This is a genomic window from Pseudomonas sp. NFACC41-3 (assembly GCF_900109505.1).
Lineage (GTDB): Bacteria > Pseudomonadota > Gammaproteobacteria > Pseudomonadales > Pseudomonadaceae > Aquipseudomonas > Aquipseudomonas chlororaphis.
The window spans coordinates 1,266,586-1,279,271 of sequence record NZ_FOAE01000001.1; the positions used below are offsets into that span (position 1 = coordinate 1,266,586).

General features: G+C 62.6%; 13 protein-coding genes and 1 pseudogene. 4 read left to right on the plus strand and 10 right to left on the minus strand.

The features are described from left to right. Positions 1–233 precede the first annotated feature (233 nt). Positions 234–683 (plus strand): MerR family transcriptional regulator, encoded by a 450-nt coding sequence (locus BMY68_RS05875; protein ID WP_085531066.1) that lies wholly within the window; start codon positions 234–236, stop codon positions 681–683. Positions 684–740: 57 nt separating this feature from the next. Here BMY68_RS05875 and BMY68_RS05880 read toward each other — a convergent pair. Both BMY68_RS05880 and BMY68_RS05885 read right to left on the minus strand, forming a co-directional pair. After that, positions 741–1,166: pseudogene (locus BMY68_RS05880) on the minus strand (acetoacetate decarboxylase (ADC)); the annotation flags it as partial. 73 nt (positions 1,167–1,239) lie between these two features. After that, complete coding sequence (locus BMY68_RS05885; RefSeq protein WP_085531577.1) at positions 1,240–2,043, minus strand: type 1 glutamine amidotransferase domain-containing protein; 804 nt, start codon at positions 2,041–2,043, stop codon at positions 1,240–1,242. Positions 2,044–2,233: 190 nt separating this feature from the next. Between BMY68_RS05885 and BMY68_RS05890 the strand changes: the two genes are divergently transcribed. Both BMY68_RS05890 and BMY68_RS05895 read left to right on the plus strand, forming a co-directional pair. Then, complete coding sequence (locus BMY68_RS05890; RefSeq protein ID WP_085531064.1) at positions 2,234–3,313, plus strand: saccharopine dehydrogenase family protein; 1,080 nt, start codon at positions 2,234–2,236, stop codon at positions 3,311–3,313. Between the two features lie 100 nt (positions 3,314–3,413). Further along, a complete protein-coding gene (locus tag BMY68_RS05895; protein ID WP_009043625.1) occupies positions 3,414–4,646 on the plus strand; it encodes an NADH:flavin oxidoreductase/NADH oxidase family protein in 1,233 nt (410 codons plus the stop codon). A gap of 212 nt (positions 4,647–4,858) precedes the next feature. Here the strand turns inward: BMY68_RS05895 and BMY68_RS05900 are convergent, their stop codons facing one another. Together BMY68_RS05900 and BMY68_RS05905 are read right to left on the minus strand one after the other, a co-directional pair. Then, the gene (locus BMY68_RS05900) at positions 4,859–5,341 is read right to left on the minus strand and encodes a GNAT family N-acetyltransferase (protein ID WP_085531062.1); all 483 of its coding nucleotides are present in this window, start codon (positions 5,339–5,341) and stop codon (positions 4,859–4,861) included. A gap of 114 nt (positions 5,342–5,455) precedes the next feature. Then, positions 5,456–5,671, minus strand: a complete 216-nt coding sequence (locus BMY68_RS05905; protein ID WP_085531060.1) for a hypothetical protein — start codon at positions 5,669–5,671, stop codon at positions 5,456–5,458. 236 nt (positions 5,672–5,907) lie between these two features. Here BMY68_RS05905 and BMY68_RS05910 point away from each other — a divergent pair, with 236 nt between their 5' ends. After that, a complete protein-coding gene (locus BMY68_RS05910; protein ID WP_048381736.1) occupies positions 5,908–6,144 on the plus strand; it encodes a hypothetical protein in 237 nt (78 codons plus the stop codon). Between the two features lie 129 nt (positions 6,145–6,273). On the opposite strand, the gene BMY68_RS05915 is transcribed toward BMY68_RS05910, so the two are convergent. From BMY68_RS05915 to BMY68_RS05940, 6 genes are all read right to left on the minus strand, one after another. After that, complete coding sequence (locus BMY68_RS05915) at positions 6,274–6,651, minus strand: hypothetical protein (RefSeq protein ID WP_085531058.1); 378 nt, start codon at positions 6,649–6,651, stop codon at positions 6,274–6,276. A 123-nt stretch (positions 6,652–6,774) separates the two neighbouring features. After that, the gene (locus BMY68_RS05920) at positions 6,775–8,424 is read right to left on the minus strand and encodes a BatD family protein (RefSeq protein ID WP_085531056.1); all 1,650 of its coding nucleotides are present in this window, start codon (positions 8,422–8,424) and stop codon (positions 6,775–6,777) included. Then, the gene (locus BMY68_RS05925) at positions 8,421–10,181 is read right to left on the minus strand and encodes a vWA domain-containing protein (RefSeq protein WP_085531054.1); all 1,761 of its coding nucleotides are present in this window, start codon (positions 10,179–10,181) and stop codon (positions 8,421–8,423) included. The genes BMY68_RS05920 and BMY68_RS05925 overlap by 4 nt, the downstream gene beginning before the upstream one ends. Continuing rightward, entirely contained in the window at positions 10,178–11,254 is a 1,077-nt protein-coding gene (locus BMY68_RS05930; protein WP_085531053.1) for a vWA domain-containing protein, read from the minus strand. Before BMY68_RS05930 ends, BMY68_RS05925 begins: the two co-directional genes overlap by 4 nt. Beyond that, positions 11,247–11,741, minus strand: a complete 495-nt coding sequence (locus BMY68_RS05935) for a DUF4381 domain-containing protein (RefSeq protein WP_085531051.1) — start codon at positions 11,739–11,741, stop codon at positions 11,247–11,249. The genes BMY68_RS05930 and BMY68_RS05935 overlap by 8 nt, the downstream gene beginning before the upstream one ends. Continuing rightward, entirely contained in the window at positions 11,738–12,682 is a 945-nt protein-coding gene (locus tag BMY68_RS05940; protein ID WP_007925772.1) for a DUF58 domain-containing protein, read from the minus strand. Before BMY68_RS05940 ends, BMY68_RS05935 begins: the two co-directional genes overlap by 4 nt. Positions 12,683–12,686: the final 4 nt, after the last annotated feature.

Consider the following 12,686-nt stretch of genomic DNA (forward strand, 5'->3'; position numbering starts at 1 on the left):
GCATCTCCTGTGTGGAAGGTAGGCCATGACCGAAGCGAGTTCCGATCGCAGCCTTTCATGAGCAACGTGCGCCCTGTCCAATAGGCATTCCGGCGGGGGTTGGCTCTGGTCTGGTGTCCACTTTCCCCTGGGTCCATGGCGGTCGAGCAGTGCTTTACACCTGCGCTGCTTGGCCGCCAATTTACTTTAGGTTTAAAGTAAACTTTAAGGTCAATGGTTTTTCGGGTGGGAATATGAGAATTGGCGAACTGGCGAAAATCAGCGGATTGGCGCCTTCACGCATCCGCTTCTACGAAGCGAGCGGCCTGATCAAATCCGTCGAGCGCAAAGCCAACGGGTATCGGGACTACGCACCTGACACCGAGTGGGTCCTGGAGATCATCACGGGGGCACAGGCGGCAGGTTTTTCGCTGGAGGAGATCCGCCAGTTACTGCCGACGAATGCCAACGGATGGCGGCATGAAGAGTTGCTCAGTGGGCTCAAGCGCAAGGTCGAGGAAATCGAAATCCTCCAGCAACGGCTGGCCCAGAATAAAGCCCAACTACTGCTTGTGATCGAGGGTGTCGAGAGTAAGCCCGAGGGCGTGGGCTGTGTGGAGAACACGCAGTTGTTATTGCATCGTCTGCGCGAAGAGGGGGTGGCGCCCGCTTCAGGCCGCCGTAATGGTGCGTCTTCCAAGTAACACGCAACCTGTCAGGCTGATAAGGCCTGACAGGGGTAAAAAGCCATGCCCCTTTGATCAGTGCGTACCAACCAGGGTAACCAGTGGTTTTGGCGCGTAGAGCGCGCTTTGGAACGCTGGCACATATTCGTACTTCAGCATTTTCCCAAGCTGCAAGGAGCGGATGTAGTTCGACAGGCTGCCATTGCCAAGCGTAAGGGTTGCCGAGCCCGCGCTCCTGCTGGAACCGTGACTGAGCTGGCGGGAAACCGCGTACCCATAGGCTAATTGGCCCTTGTAATCGAGATTGGTGAAGCGGTTGGTGACGATATCGACGTCGCTGGACAGGTCATCGAGTTTCTTCGCTGTGAAGGACACGTCCACCTGGCCGGTCTGGCTGTCGGTAATGTCATAGACCACCGAGGTAGCCTCTTCTTTTCGGTCAATGCCCGTCAGCCATTTCGGCAGGTTATAACCGACAACGCCGCGAACCCTGGCAAGCTCGGCACTGAACTTTAAGGTCAAGCGTCGTGAGCTGGCTTTTTTCGTTGGTTTTCAGCGTGCCGTTTGCAATGGCTCAGCGAGTTTTATTGCCCGCCGAGAGCAAGGCCATCACGGCTTCAGCCACGGCCCTGGGCGACTGAGGGTTCTGCCCCGTCACCAGGCGTCCATCGGTGATGGCAAATGAGGTGAATGGCAACCAGGCCTTGCGGTAACGCGCACCCTGGCCGACCAGCCTGTCCTCGAGGAAGAAGGGAACCTGGTTCTTCATGCCCGAAAGCAGCTCTTCGCGATTTGAGAAACCGGTGATGTTTCTGTTCTTGATCAGTGCCTGGCCTTGCTCATCCTTGAGATCCACCAGTCCCGCCACGCCATGGCAGACGGCTGAGACGATGCCGCCCTGGTTGTAGATCTTTTCGGCGACACGACGCAGGTCCGGGTTTTCGGGAAAGTCCCACATGACGCCGTGGCCCCCCGTGAAATAGATGACGCTGAACCGGGAGGGATCGATGTCGGCGATCGGTATCGTGTTGTTCAGGCGAGCGCGAAACGCCGGTGACTGCAAATGCTCACGGGCGGCCTTGTCCATATAGAGCCAACCGAGGCTGCGCTCGTCCAGCGGAACCGCTCCGCCCTTGGGGCTGGCAAAAACCGTCGTATAACCGGCGGCCTCGACGACATCCGTGAAATGCGTCAGCTCGGTCAACCACAGCCCCGTGGTGTCGGTGCGTGAGGGATAGCTGGCGTGGTTGGTCATGATCACCAGTATCTGGCGATCCTTCGGTATTGCAGTGGAAGGGTTGGTTTCAGCATTTGCAAAACTCATGAATACACCGCCTATCAATACCAACGCACAAGAAACAAGGGTCTTCAACATCATCCGGGCTCCGACTGTCATGCAGTGCCAGTCATGCTCACCTTGAACCATGCTTTAAGGTCAACCCCCATATTTCCAAAAAGCTTCCGTTGGCGCTGGCGCGCTTCTGCTTGACTCTAAACCTGACTTCAACATTAGCGTCTGGCGCCGATTGGGCAAGAACGCACTTAACCATCCAGTCAGGAGCCACAGCATGAGCCAGCAAGACCACCCCGTGACGCAGATGAAATGGATGATCTATGGCGCCTACGGGTATACCGGCGAGCTGATCGCCCGCGAAGCCGTCAAGCGTGGGCTCAGGCCGGTGCTGGCGGGGCGCAGCCGCGACAGGATCGAACCCTTGGCCCGGGAGCTGGGGCTTGAGGCACGTATTTTCGGGCTGGATGACGAGGTGCGACTGCTAGCCCAGATCAAGGGCCATGGCTTGGTTCTGCATTGCGCGGGGCCGTTTTCGGCGACCGCCGCACCAATGATGGACGCTTGTCTGCGGGCTCATTCGCACTACCTGGACATCACCGGCGAGATTGCCGTGTTCGAGCATGCCCAGTCCCTGCATGAGCGTGCGCAAGCGGCGGGCGTGGTGATTTGCCCCGGCGTCGGCTTCGACGTGATTCCCACCGACTGCGTCGCCGCCGCACTCAAGGCCGCGCTGCCGGATGCAACGCACCTGGCCTTGGGGTTCGATTCGCGCTCCAGCTTGTCGCCGGGCACCGCCAAGACTTCGATCGAAGGCCTGGCCCAGGGCGGCAAGGTACGTCGCGAGGGGAAAATCGTGTCTGTACCCTTGGCCTATCGGGTGCGTCGTATCGACTTTGGCGCTGGAGAAAAGCTTGCCATGACCATTCCCTGGGGCGACGTTTCCACGGCCTATCACACCACCGGCATTGCCAATATCGAGGTGTTCGTGCCGGGCTCCGCCGGCATGATTCGCGGCGCCAGGTTCGCCAACTTCATTCGCCCGCTGCTGGGCTTGTCGTTCGTGCAGAAGCGGCTCAAGGCACACATTGGCAAGACCGTGATCGGCCCGGATGATGAAAAGCGCGCTGATCAGGGCACCTATGTCTGGGGCGAAGCCCGTAACGCTCGCGGCGATTGCAAGGTGGCGCGCGTGCACACCACCAATGTTTACAGTCTGACGGTCTACGGTGCGCTGACCGTGGTCGACTACCTGTTACAGGCGCGCCCGGCTGGCGGTACCTACACACCTGCGAGGTTGCTGGGCGCCGATCTGGTGACGCGCTTGCCAGGATCGGGCGCCTTGAACATCGAATAGGCGGTGTCCGATGAAACTGTCGGATGCAGTTGAAAAAAGGTATTGACCTTCAAGCTCACTTCAAACTTAGGCTGGCCCCACGTCAAATGAGGGACTGCCCATGAATGTGTTCGACACCCTGATACTCCCCAATGGTTCGACCATCAAGAACCGCGTCGCCAAAGCTGCCATGGAAGAGAACATGGCGGACGCCGACCAGGCGCCCTCCGAAGAACTGATGCGCCTGTATCAGGCGTGGGCCGATGGTGGCGCCGGGCTGATAATCACAGGCAACGTGATGGTCGATGGCCGCGCCATGACCGGGCCGGGCGGCGTGGTGCTGCAGGATGACCAGCAACTGGACAAGTTCAGGCGCTGGGCACGGATCGGTCGATCCGGCGGTGCGCAGTTCTGGCTGCAGATCAATCATCCCGGCCGCCAGATGCGGGCAAGCCTTGGGCAGAAGACCTGGGCACCGTCAGCCATACCGCTGAACCTGGGCAAAATGTCCAAGCACTTCGCCACGCCCCACGCGATGACCCCCAGCGTGATCGAAGAGGTTATCCAGCGCTTCGCACGGGCTGCGCGCCTCGGTGAAGAGGCCGGTTTCACCGGCGTGCAAATCCACGCGGCCCATGGCTATCTGTTGAGCCAGTTCCTGTCGCCGCTGACCAATCAGAGAACGGACGAGTGGGGCGGCTCCCTGGAAAACCGGGCACGCCTGCTGCTTGAGATTGTCACGGCGGTACGGGCCGTGGTTTCCCCAGGCTTTGCGGTGGCGGTCAAACTCAACTCGGCCGATTTCCAACGTGGCGGATTCACCGCCGATGACGCAAAAAAGGTGGTTGAGCTGCTTAACGACCTGGGTGTGGATCTGGTCGAGTTATCCGGTGGCAGCTACGAAGTGCCGGCCATGCAAGGCGAGGCGCGCGATGGTCGCACTCTGGCGCGTGAGGCCTATTTCGTCGAGTTTGCCCGTGACATCCAGACCGTCGCCAGGATGCCGGTGATGGTCACCGGTGGCGTACGCCGGCGTCCCATTGCCGAAATGGTCGTCAAGAGTGGCGTGGACATGGTCGGTATCGGAACGGCCTTGGCCATCGATCCCTACCTGCCGCGTGATTGGCTTCTGGGTAAAGACAATGCACCGCAATTGCCACCGATCACCTGGAAAAACAAGGCCATCGCGTCCTTGGCCAACATGGCGGTCGTCAAGTTCCAGCTGCGCAAACTCAGCCAGGACAAAAAGCCCTATCCAGGCGTGTCACCGTTACGCGCGCTGCTCTTGCAACAGCTCGCCAATGCCTGTCGCACTCGCCAATACCGGCGGTGGATAGAACAGCGTTCGGCGTGATTCGATGCCCATTTCAACCGCAAAGGCTCAAGGGTGAAATCCACTTTGGCGAGTAGCTGACAGCGTCTGCTTTGGGATGTGGATTAAACCGGTCCTCAGCATCATCGACAGGATGCCGAGGTTGCCAACAGCCGCCTCTGGCCTCGTATCCTTGGTAAGGCCTATCAAGAAGGCTCGGGATGTCTACCTTTTTTACCATGAGGGAATACCCTCTAAACGGACATCCCCATCTCCAGCGCCCGGGGCTCGAACCCCAACTCCGTGTACATACGGGTTGCACGTGCATTGAACGTCCATACCGACAGCCTTATATCTTTGGCGTTGTGCTCGATTGCCCAGTCTTGAACGAGTCGTACAAGGGTTCGACCAATACCCTTCCCCCAAAATTGTTCGTCTACACACACCGACCCAATACGAACGAAATCCAGCGGTTGCATCAGCGGACCGGAGCTTGTCGACAGGCTGGCAGAAATGAAGCCAGCGGCCTGGTGGCCGATATTCGCAATGAAAACAACCTGGGTTGGTTTCTCGAAAAAACTCATCCAGTGCGGGAGGTCGCGCGAAAAGTCCTGGGTGGCAGCAGTGTAAATATCGGGACGGGCAGCGTGATGAATCGCGTTGAGTAATTGTCCCAACTCACAAATGGTCAGCGCATCCTCTACGGTCGCCGTTCGGTACGTGATGGCTGTATCCATGATGGGCAATTCTCCTTGAGTGTTAAGCCATTACCGCTAAGGGTTGAAATCAGTACACAACGAATGGCTTCGACGCTGTCACTTCATAGTGCTGACGCGGCACGAACCTTACAGTCAACTGATGCGGAAAAGACGGGATATCGCAACTAAAGCTTTCTCACCGTCGGCCTCATAGAGGTTATATAAGGCTGTTTGATCGGTAAGATGATGCAGGCGGAAATGGTTGTAGAAAGCTTGGCCTAGGCGTTGTTCTTTAAAGATTCCTAGATCCCACAAGTCTAGAAACTCGTCATAGACGGCGCTCTCGATTTCCAGCGATCTGCTATCCATGTGAACCTCGATTGATGATGAGCGCTGACGAGATCCTATAAAGCCCATAATGGTTGTGCAATGCGCCCTCAGTTGAATGTCCGCCTCTGGGTAGCCAGTTGCGAAGGGCTGCAATCGACCGATTCTGTTGAAAAAGTCGGCGTTCGGATTCTGTCTCTTCTACAGAGCCGATCCATAACGGCCGTTCCATCAGAGTTTCGGGCACCATAACGACCTTAAAAAACAGAACCTTGAATATGAATCATGAACTTTGGCAGGAACCTGATGGCTGTCAGACCTTTTGTCTAGCCGGTGCTGAAGGTGATGGTGCGCGTGCGCTTATGCATTCGGAAGCGAAGCTTGTTTGGGAGGTTGAGGCTGAAAGTCATTTCGAAGCGATGACTAAATATTATGCGCACATGCAGTGGGGCGAGTACCTGACGGACTTTCCCGAACAAGACAAGACTTCCTACAGGAAACTGGGCTGGGAATGACCAGTCAAGAGTCGGATAAAACTGCGGAACCCTCTCTATCTGATAACCACTTGCCATGGTCTGCTTTGGGTCGACTTTGCTAAGTCTGATTGCCCGTCGTCACGCTTATCCGGTAACGGGCAAGCCTGCTCAAGCCCGCGCCAGCAGTAGCAAATACATCCTTTCAAGCAGATTCCTGCACTCCCGCCATGCGGCACCCAGCCCACGTTGTTCATATTGCTCGAACAGTTCGAAGCGCTCCAGGCGCAATCCGGTAGTGCGCAGTGCCTGGCAGTCGGCTAAGGCCAGTCGGGACAGGCTGGCATCTAACACAGGGTAGGGCTGGCTCGACTGGATCAGCCACCCCAACTCCGTCTGCTCGACATTGCAGAACAACAACTGGCAATCAGCCTTCAGTTCATGATCGAGAATCGAGTTCAGCCGCTCACGCAGGTGGTTGGTTGGCTGGAAGGCGCTGCCACTCAAATGGGTGATGAGCAGAAAACGGGCGCTGGAGGTGATGATCAAGATTCGTGGCCTGCCTCGACGGGGGAGAGCGGGGATTAGCTCACTCTCGGCCCGTGCTGGGGAAGGGGACAATTCTGAAATGGGGTGCAGAAACCGCAGCGCAAGGCTGCGCAGTTTCCTCGGTTATTTCGGATACAGCGGCGGCAGGCTGCTGGTGTCGGCCAGCGGGGCCTGGACGTGTTCGGCGATCGGGATGGCGCGGATCGCGCGCCACAGTTCTTCGCCTTGCCAGTAGTGGCCGGTTTCGCTGTAGAGCGCGCCATTCAGGCCGTCCAGGGCGTCGGACAGGGGCACGAAGCGGGCGGCCATGTCGGCCAGGGTTTCCGGTTGCTGGCGGGCCCAGGCGTCCAGGGCCTGGCGGGTGGCTTGCGGGTCGTTGGCCAGGCTGGCGCGCTTGAGGTCGTCGAGCAGGGTGCGCGGGTTGGGGCCGGCCTGCACGGCGCGCAGGATTGCCGGTTGCCAGCGTGCGCGCCACCAGAGGCCGAAGCCGAGCAGGGTGGTGCAGGCCAGCAGCAGGGTGCTGAGCTTCCAGGCCCACAGGGTGCCGCTGTCGCCACCAGCGCCAGATGGCGTCGTGCCGGCCGGGGTGTCCACCACCAGGCTCGGGTTGTTCGCCACTTGCAGGGTACGCGCCGGCAGGCTGCTGTGTTCCAGGTGGTCCTCATGGGTGTTCCACCAGACCACTTCCAGTGCCGGTAGGTCGATGCTGCCGCTGCGGTTCGGCACCAGGGCCTGGCTGTCTTCGCGGCTGCCGATCAGCCCGCGGTCGCTGACCTGATTGCTCAGCTGCGGCTGGTCCGGGTAGCTGCGCAGGCCATTGGCTTCGGTCACCGGCAAGGGTGGCAGCTGCGAGCTGGACAGGCCTTCGGCCTTGAGGGTCAGGCTGCGGGTCAATGAGTCGCCGACCTGGCTATGGTCCGGCTCGGGGTTCCAGCTTTCGCTCAGGCTCAGGCTGCGGGCCGGCAGCCAAGGCGCGTCGGCCGGGTATTCGGCTGGCTTGGCCTTGACCGTCAGCGGCATCTGCGCCGAGCTCACGTGCATCAGCTTGCCCGGCTTCAGGCCCTGGGGCGCCGAGTCCTGGGTGCTGGCAGTGTCGGCCAGGGTGGCGCTGAAGGTCAGCTCCGGAATGTCCAGCACGCCGCTGTGCTGGGGGAAGATCGCGTAGCGGATCTCGATCACGCCGTGGCGCACGCCGTTGATGACTTTTTCATAGGTGCGCGACTCGCCGAGCTGTTCGACCCGGGCGTCGTCGATCTGCAACGGCGTCAGACTGCTGTCGTCGTACAGCGACACCGAGTGATAGATGTGCAGGGTCAGCACTGCCTGGGCCTGCACGTAGACGCTGTCCTGGTCGAGGCTGGCGTCGATGAACACCGGCTCCAGCGGCGCGCTGTCGCTGCGGCTTGCGCTTTGCAGCACCTGCAGGGTGATCGGCTGGCTCTGTACTTCGCCCAGTTGCAGGGCCGGGATCACCACGGTGCCGGTGGTCCTGGGCAGCAGGGTGATGATCCAGCGGGTGATGGCGCGGTTGTCGCCGTTGAGGCTGGTCAACTGGTTGACCTGGCGCGTGCCCTGGACCTCGAACTGCGCTTGCAGCGGGGTCAGGTCGGGCTTGCCGAACAGCGTGACATTGTTGGATTCCAGGGTCAGCTCGACGGTTTCCCCGGAGTTCACGCGGCTGCGGTCGACACTGGCGACCAGCCCCTCGGCCCGGGCCGCAAAGGCGCCGAGTGTCAGTACAAGCGTGAGTAAGAGGGCGGTGAAGCGGGTCATCGAATTTTTCCCTGATCCTGATGTTGTTGCTGTTCGTACCAGAACTTGCGGCGCAGCAGTTCGCCCGGATCGTCCGGAATCTGCCGCAGCCATTGTTCCAATGCTTGACGGTGTTCGCCGTCGAAATTGTCCTGGGCATCGCGCAGCGGCGGCGTGGTGGTCTGTTCGTCGCCCAGTTCGCTGCCGGGAACCGCATCGTTGCCTGGGGTGGCGACCTCGTCGTCCGTCGCCTCGTCGGCGCTGGTGGGGTGGCTGTTCTCCGGCGGCTGCTGGCCCGGGGTGACCGGTGCCTGGGTCGCCGCGCCGGCTTGCGGCGGCTGGCGGGTTTCGTCGTTGTCCTGGCTTTCGCCCTTGGCCGGTTCTTCCGGCGGCGCGGGCTCGGTTTCCTGCAGCAGGCGTTCGACCAGGGCCTTGTTCTTTTGCGCGGCGGCAAGCTCCGGTTGCAGTTCCAGGGCCTGCTCGTAGGCATCCAGCGCGGCTTCCAGCTCGCCGCTCTTGGCCAGGGCGTTGCCACGATTGTAGTGGGCGCGGGCGTCGTTGCCTTCGGCAAAGCGCTGAGCGGCAGCGGCGTAGTTGCCGGCCTCGTACAGCGCCACGCCTTGCCACTGCGGGTCCTCGAAATGCTGCGCCGCCTCGCCGGGCCGCTTCTGTTCCAGCAGGCGCTGGCCCTGCTGGTCGGGGCGCAGCCACAGGTCGTTGAACTCGAAGGCGTAGCTGGGCTGCGGCACGGCGAACAGCAGCAGCGGCAGGCAGAACAGCCAGCCGCGGCGCCCGGCGCAGGCGGCGAGCAGCAACAGCGGCAGGAGCAGCCAGTAACCCTGGTCGGCCCAGGTGTCCAGGCGCAGGGTCTGGCCGTCGCTGCGCAGGTTCTGCGGACCGCTGAGCAGGCCCAGGCCGCGCAGGTCGTTATCGTCCAGGCGCGCCGGGCGATAGCGGCCGCCGACCTCGCCGATGAAGCGCTTCAGGCTCGGACCGTCGAGGCGCGACATGAGGATCGCGCCCTGTTCGTCCTTGAGAAAGCTGCCGTCTTCCTGGGCCACCGGCGAGCCCTGGCGGCTGCCGATGCCGAGCATCAACAGTTGCGGTGCCTGGCCACCGAGGGCCTGGCGGATGCCTTGGCGTTCCTGCTCGCTCAGGGACGAGCCGATCAGCAGGATCCGGCCCTGGCCCAGTGCGCCCTGGTCCAGCAGCTTCAAGGCTTTTTGCAGGGCCAGGTCGGCGCGATGGCCGGGCTGGGGCATGATCGACGGCTTGAGGGCTTCCAGCAGGTTGCGGCTGGTGGCCAGGTCGTCCGACAGCGGCACCAGGGTGTGGGCGCTGCCGGCGTAGACCACGATTGCCGTCTGAGCATCGCTGCGTACCTGCAACAGGTCCAGCAGCTTGCGCCGGGCCTGTTCCAGGCGATTGGGCGGGACGTCGCCGGCGAGCATTTCCGGGGTCAGTTCCAGCAGCACCACCAGCGGGTCGGCCGGTTTCTGGCTGGTCTGTTCGACCCGCTGCCAGCCGGGGCCGAGCAGGGCCAGCACGGCGAGAATCCAGGCCAGGCCGAGGGCGATCCACGGCAGTTTGCTTTCGCGGCCGTTGCCGCCGCTGAGCAGGGCGGCGTGAAAGGCCGGTGGCAGAATCATCTGCCAACGGCCGGCGCGTTTCTGTCGGTGCCACAACTGCCACAACAGCCAGCCGAGCAGCGGCAACAGCAGCAGCCACCAGGGACGGAACCAGTGGGGCCAGAGTTCGGCCCAGAACGGCGCGCTCATCGACGTCTCCGCAGGCGCAGGCGTTTGAGCCGTTCGCGCCAGTCTGGCAGAGGTTGCAGAAAACGCTCGCGGGTGAAGAAGCGTTGCAGCGGATGGTCCGGCCAGCGCTCGCGCACCACCAGCAGCATGCTCAACAGCAGCGCCGCGGCCAGCGGCCAGCTGTACAGCGCCTGTGCCGAACGGGCCTGGGTCGGCTGCTGGGTCACCGGCTCCAGTTGGTCGAGGGTGTCCTTGATCGCTTGCAGCTCCTGACTGTCGCGGGCGCGGAAATAGCGCCCGCCAGTGGTTGCGGCGATGGCCTTGAGGGCCGGCTCGTCGAGGTCCAGGCTCGGGTTGAGGCCGAGAAAACCCAGGGTGCCGCTTTGCTCCGGGTCGGCGCCGATGCCGATCGGGTAGATCTTCACGCCTTCTTCGGCGGCCAGGCGGGCGGCGGTCAGCGGGTCGATTTCACCACCGTTGTTGGCGCCGTCGGTGACCAGGATCAGTACCCGGCTCTGCGCCGGACGCTGGCGCAGGCGCTTGAGGGCCAGGCCGATGGCGTCGCCGATGGCGGTGTTCTTGCCGGCGATGCCGATCTTCGCTTCGTCCAGCCACACGCGCACGGTGTGCCGGTCGAAGGTCAGCGGCGCTTGCAGGTAGGCCTTGCTGCCGAACAGGATCAGGCCGACGCGGTCGCCTTCGCGGCTTTCCAGGAAGTCGCCGAGCAGGTGCTGGACCAGGTTCAGGCGGCTGACGTCTTCGTCCTGCCACTGCATGTCGGGGAAGTCCATGGAGCCGGACACGTCCACCGCCACCAGCAGGTCGCGACCGCTGGCGGCCACCGGCAGCGGCTCGCCCAGCCATTGCGGGCGGGCGGCGGCTACCAGCAGCAACAGCCACAACAGAATGAATGGAGCCTGCTGGCGCCAGGTCGGCAGGTTGGCTCGGGCGCGGCGCTTGGCCAGGCCTTCCAGGTCGCTGAGGAAGCTGACCTTGAGCGCCGGTTCGCCGCTGTCGGCCACCGGCAGCAGCACCCGCAGCAACCAGGGCAGCGGCAGCAGGGCGAAGATCCACGGCCAGGCGAACTCAAACATGTTTGCGAATCCAGATTTCCACCGCCTGGGTCAGGCCGGCGATGGCCTTGTCGTCGAGCTTGCACTCGGGCTTGTAGGCGCCTTCCACCAGGACCATCCAGCGCGTGAGGCCGGCCGCCGGGCAGCGGTTGTCGAGGAACGCCAGCCACTTGCGGCCGTTGAGGGTGTGGCTCTGGCTGTAGGGGTAATGGTTGCGGCACAGACGCTTGAGCAAACCGTTGAGCTGTTGCAGCCAGGCGCCGGCGGGCGCGCCGTCATAGGGCTTGGGCAGCAGCGCCAGTTCGGCGAGGGCGGCCAGGCGCAGCGGGTCCAGCGGTTGTTCGGCGCGGGGCAGGGCCCGTTGGCGCGGCCAGAAGCGCTTGAGCCGCCACAGGCCAAAGCCGAGCAGCGGCAGCAACACCAGCAACAGCCACCAGCCCGGTGCCGGCGGCCACAGGCCGATGGCGGGCGGGGCGATCAAGGGTTGCAGTTGGTCGAGGCTGCTCATCGGGTTTTCCCCGGGCGTTGCGGGTTCAGGTACTCGCGCAGTTGCTCGACCATTTCGCTCTGGGTGCTCAGGGGCATCAGCAGCACCCGCAGCTTCTGCGCCAGCAGTTCCCAGCGGGCGATGCGCGCTTCGCTCTGCGCCCGGTAGGCTTGGCGCAGTTCGTAGTTGAGGGTGTCCAGCTCCAGCTGCGCGCCGCGTTCGGCGAAACGCAACAGACCGGCGGCGGGCAGGGCGTGGTCCAGCGGGTCGGACAGCGGCATCAGCAGCAAATCGCAGTGGCGCGACAGCAGGCTCAGTTGCTGTTCGGCGGCGTCGCTCAGGGCGCGCTCGTCGCAGATCACGATCACCAGGCTGCCCGGGCGCAGCACTTCGCGACCACGGCGCAGGGCGGTGCCGAGGGCATCGCGTTCGGGTTCGGTTTCGCTGTGCAGCGACTGGTTGACCCGCACCAGGCGGTTGAGCAGTTGCAGCAGGCTCTGCTTACTGCGTCGCGGCTTGATCTCGTAGTGCTCGTCGTCGCCGAACACCAGGCCGCCGACCCGGTCGTTGTGGCCCAGGGCGGCCCAGCCGATCAGGCTCGCGGCCTGGGCGGCGAGCACCGACTTGAACATCAGCCCGGAACCGAAGAACAGCCGCCGGCTCTGCTCGACCATGATGAAGATCGGCCGTTCGCGTTCTTCGTGGAACAGCTTGGTGTGCGGTTCCTGGGTGCGCGCGGTGACGCGCCAGTCGATGCTGCGCACGTCGTCGCCGGCCTGGTAGACCCGCACCTGGTCGAAGTCGACGCCACGGCCGCGCAGCTTGGAGTGGTGCAGGCCGACCAGCGGGCTGCGCTGGCTCGGCGTGGAAAACAGCTGCACTTCGCGCACGCGATGGCGCATCTCGATCAGCTCGGCGAGGCTGACGCGGATGCCCGGGGCATCGACAGGGCTGGCGTTCATCGGG

What these genes read in the sequence shown, in the direction of transcription:
- BMY68_RS05875 (WP_085531066.1), top strand. Translation starts at nt 234, where the DNA reads ATGAGAATTGGCGAACTGGCGAAAATCAGCGGATTGGCGCCTTCACGC.
- BMY68_RS05885 (WP_085531577.1), bottom strand. Translation starts at nt 2,043, where the DNA reads ATGATGTTGAAGACCCTTGTTTCTTGTGCGTTGGTATTGATAGGCGGT.
- BMY68_RS05890 (WP_085531064.1), top strand. Translation starts at nt 2,234, where the DNA reads ATGAGCCAGCAAGACCACCCCGTGACGCAGATGAAATGGATGATCTAT.
- BMY68_RS05895 (WP_009043625.1), top strand. Translation starts at nt 3,414, where the DNA reads ATGAATGTGTTCGACACCCTGATACTCCCCAATGGTTCGACCATCAAG.
- BMY68_RS05900 (WP_085531062.1), bottom strand. Translation starts at nt 5,341, where the DNA reads ATGGATACAGCCATCACGTACCGAACGGCGACCGTAGAGGATGCGCTG.
- BMY68_RS05905 (WP_085531060.1), bottom strand. Translation starts at nt 5,671, where the DNA reads ATGGATAGCAGATCGCTGGAAATCGAGAGCGCCGTCTATGACGAGTTT.
- BMY68_RS05910 (WP_048381736.1), top strand. Translation starts at nt 5,908, where the DNA reads ATGAATCATGAACTTTGGCAGGAACCTGATGGCTGTCAGACCTTTTGT.
- BMY68_RS05920 (WP_085531056.1), bottom strand. Translation starts at nt 8,424, where the DNA reads ATGACCCGCTTCACCGCCCTCTTACTCACGCTTGTACTGACACTCGGC.
- BMY68_RS05925 (WP_085531054.1), bottom strand. Translation starts at nt 10,181, where the DNA reads ATGAGCGCGCCGTTCTGGGCCGAACTCTGGCCCCACTGGTTCCGTCCC.
- BMY68_RS05930 (WP_085531053.1), bottom strand. Translation starts at nt 11,254, where the DNA reads ATGTTTGAGTTCGCCTGGCCGTGGATCTTCGCCCTGCTGCCGCTGCCC.
- BMY68_RS05935 (WP_085531051.1), bottom strand. Translation starts at nt 11,741, where the DNA reads ATGAGCAGCCTCGACCAACTGCAACCCTTGATCGCCCCGCCCGCCATC.
- BMY68_RS05940 (WP_007925772.1), bottom strand. Translation starts at nt 12,682, where the DNA reads ATGAACGCCAGCCCTGTCGATGCCCCGGGCATCCGCGTCAGCCTCGCC.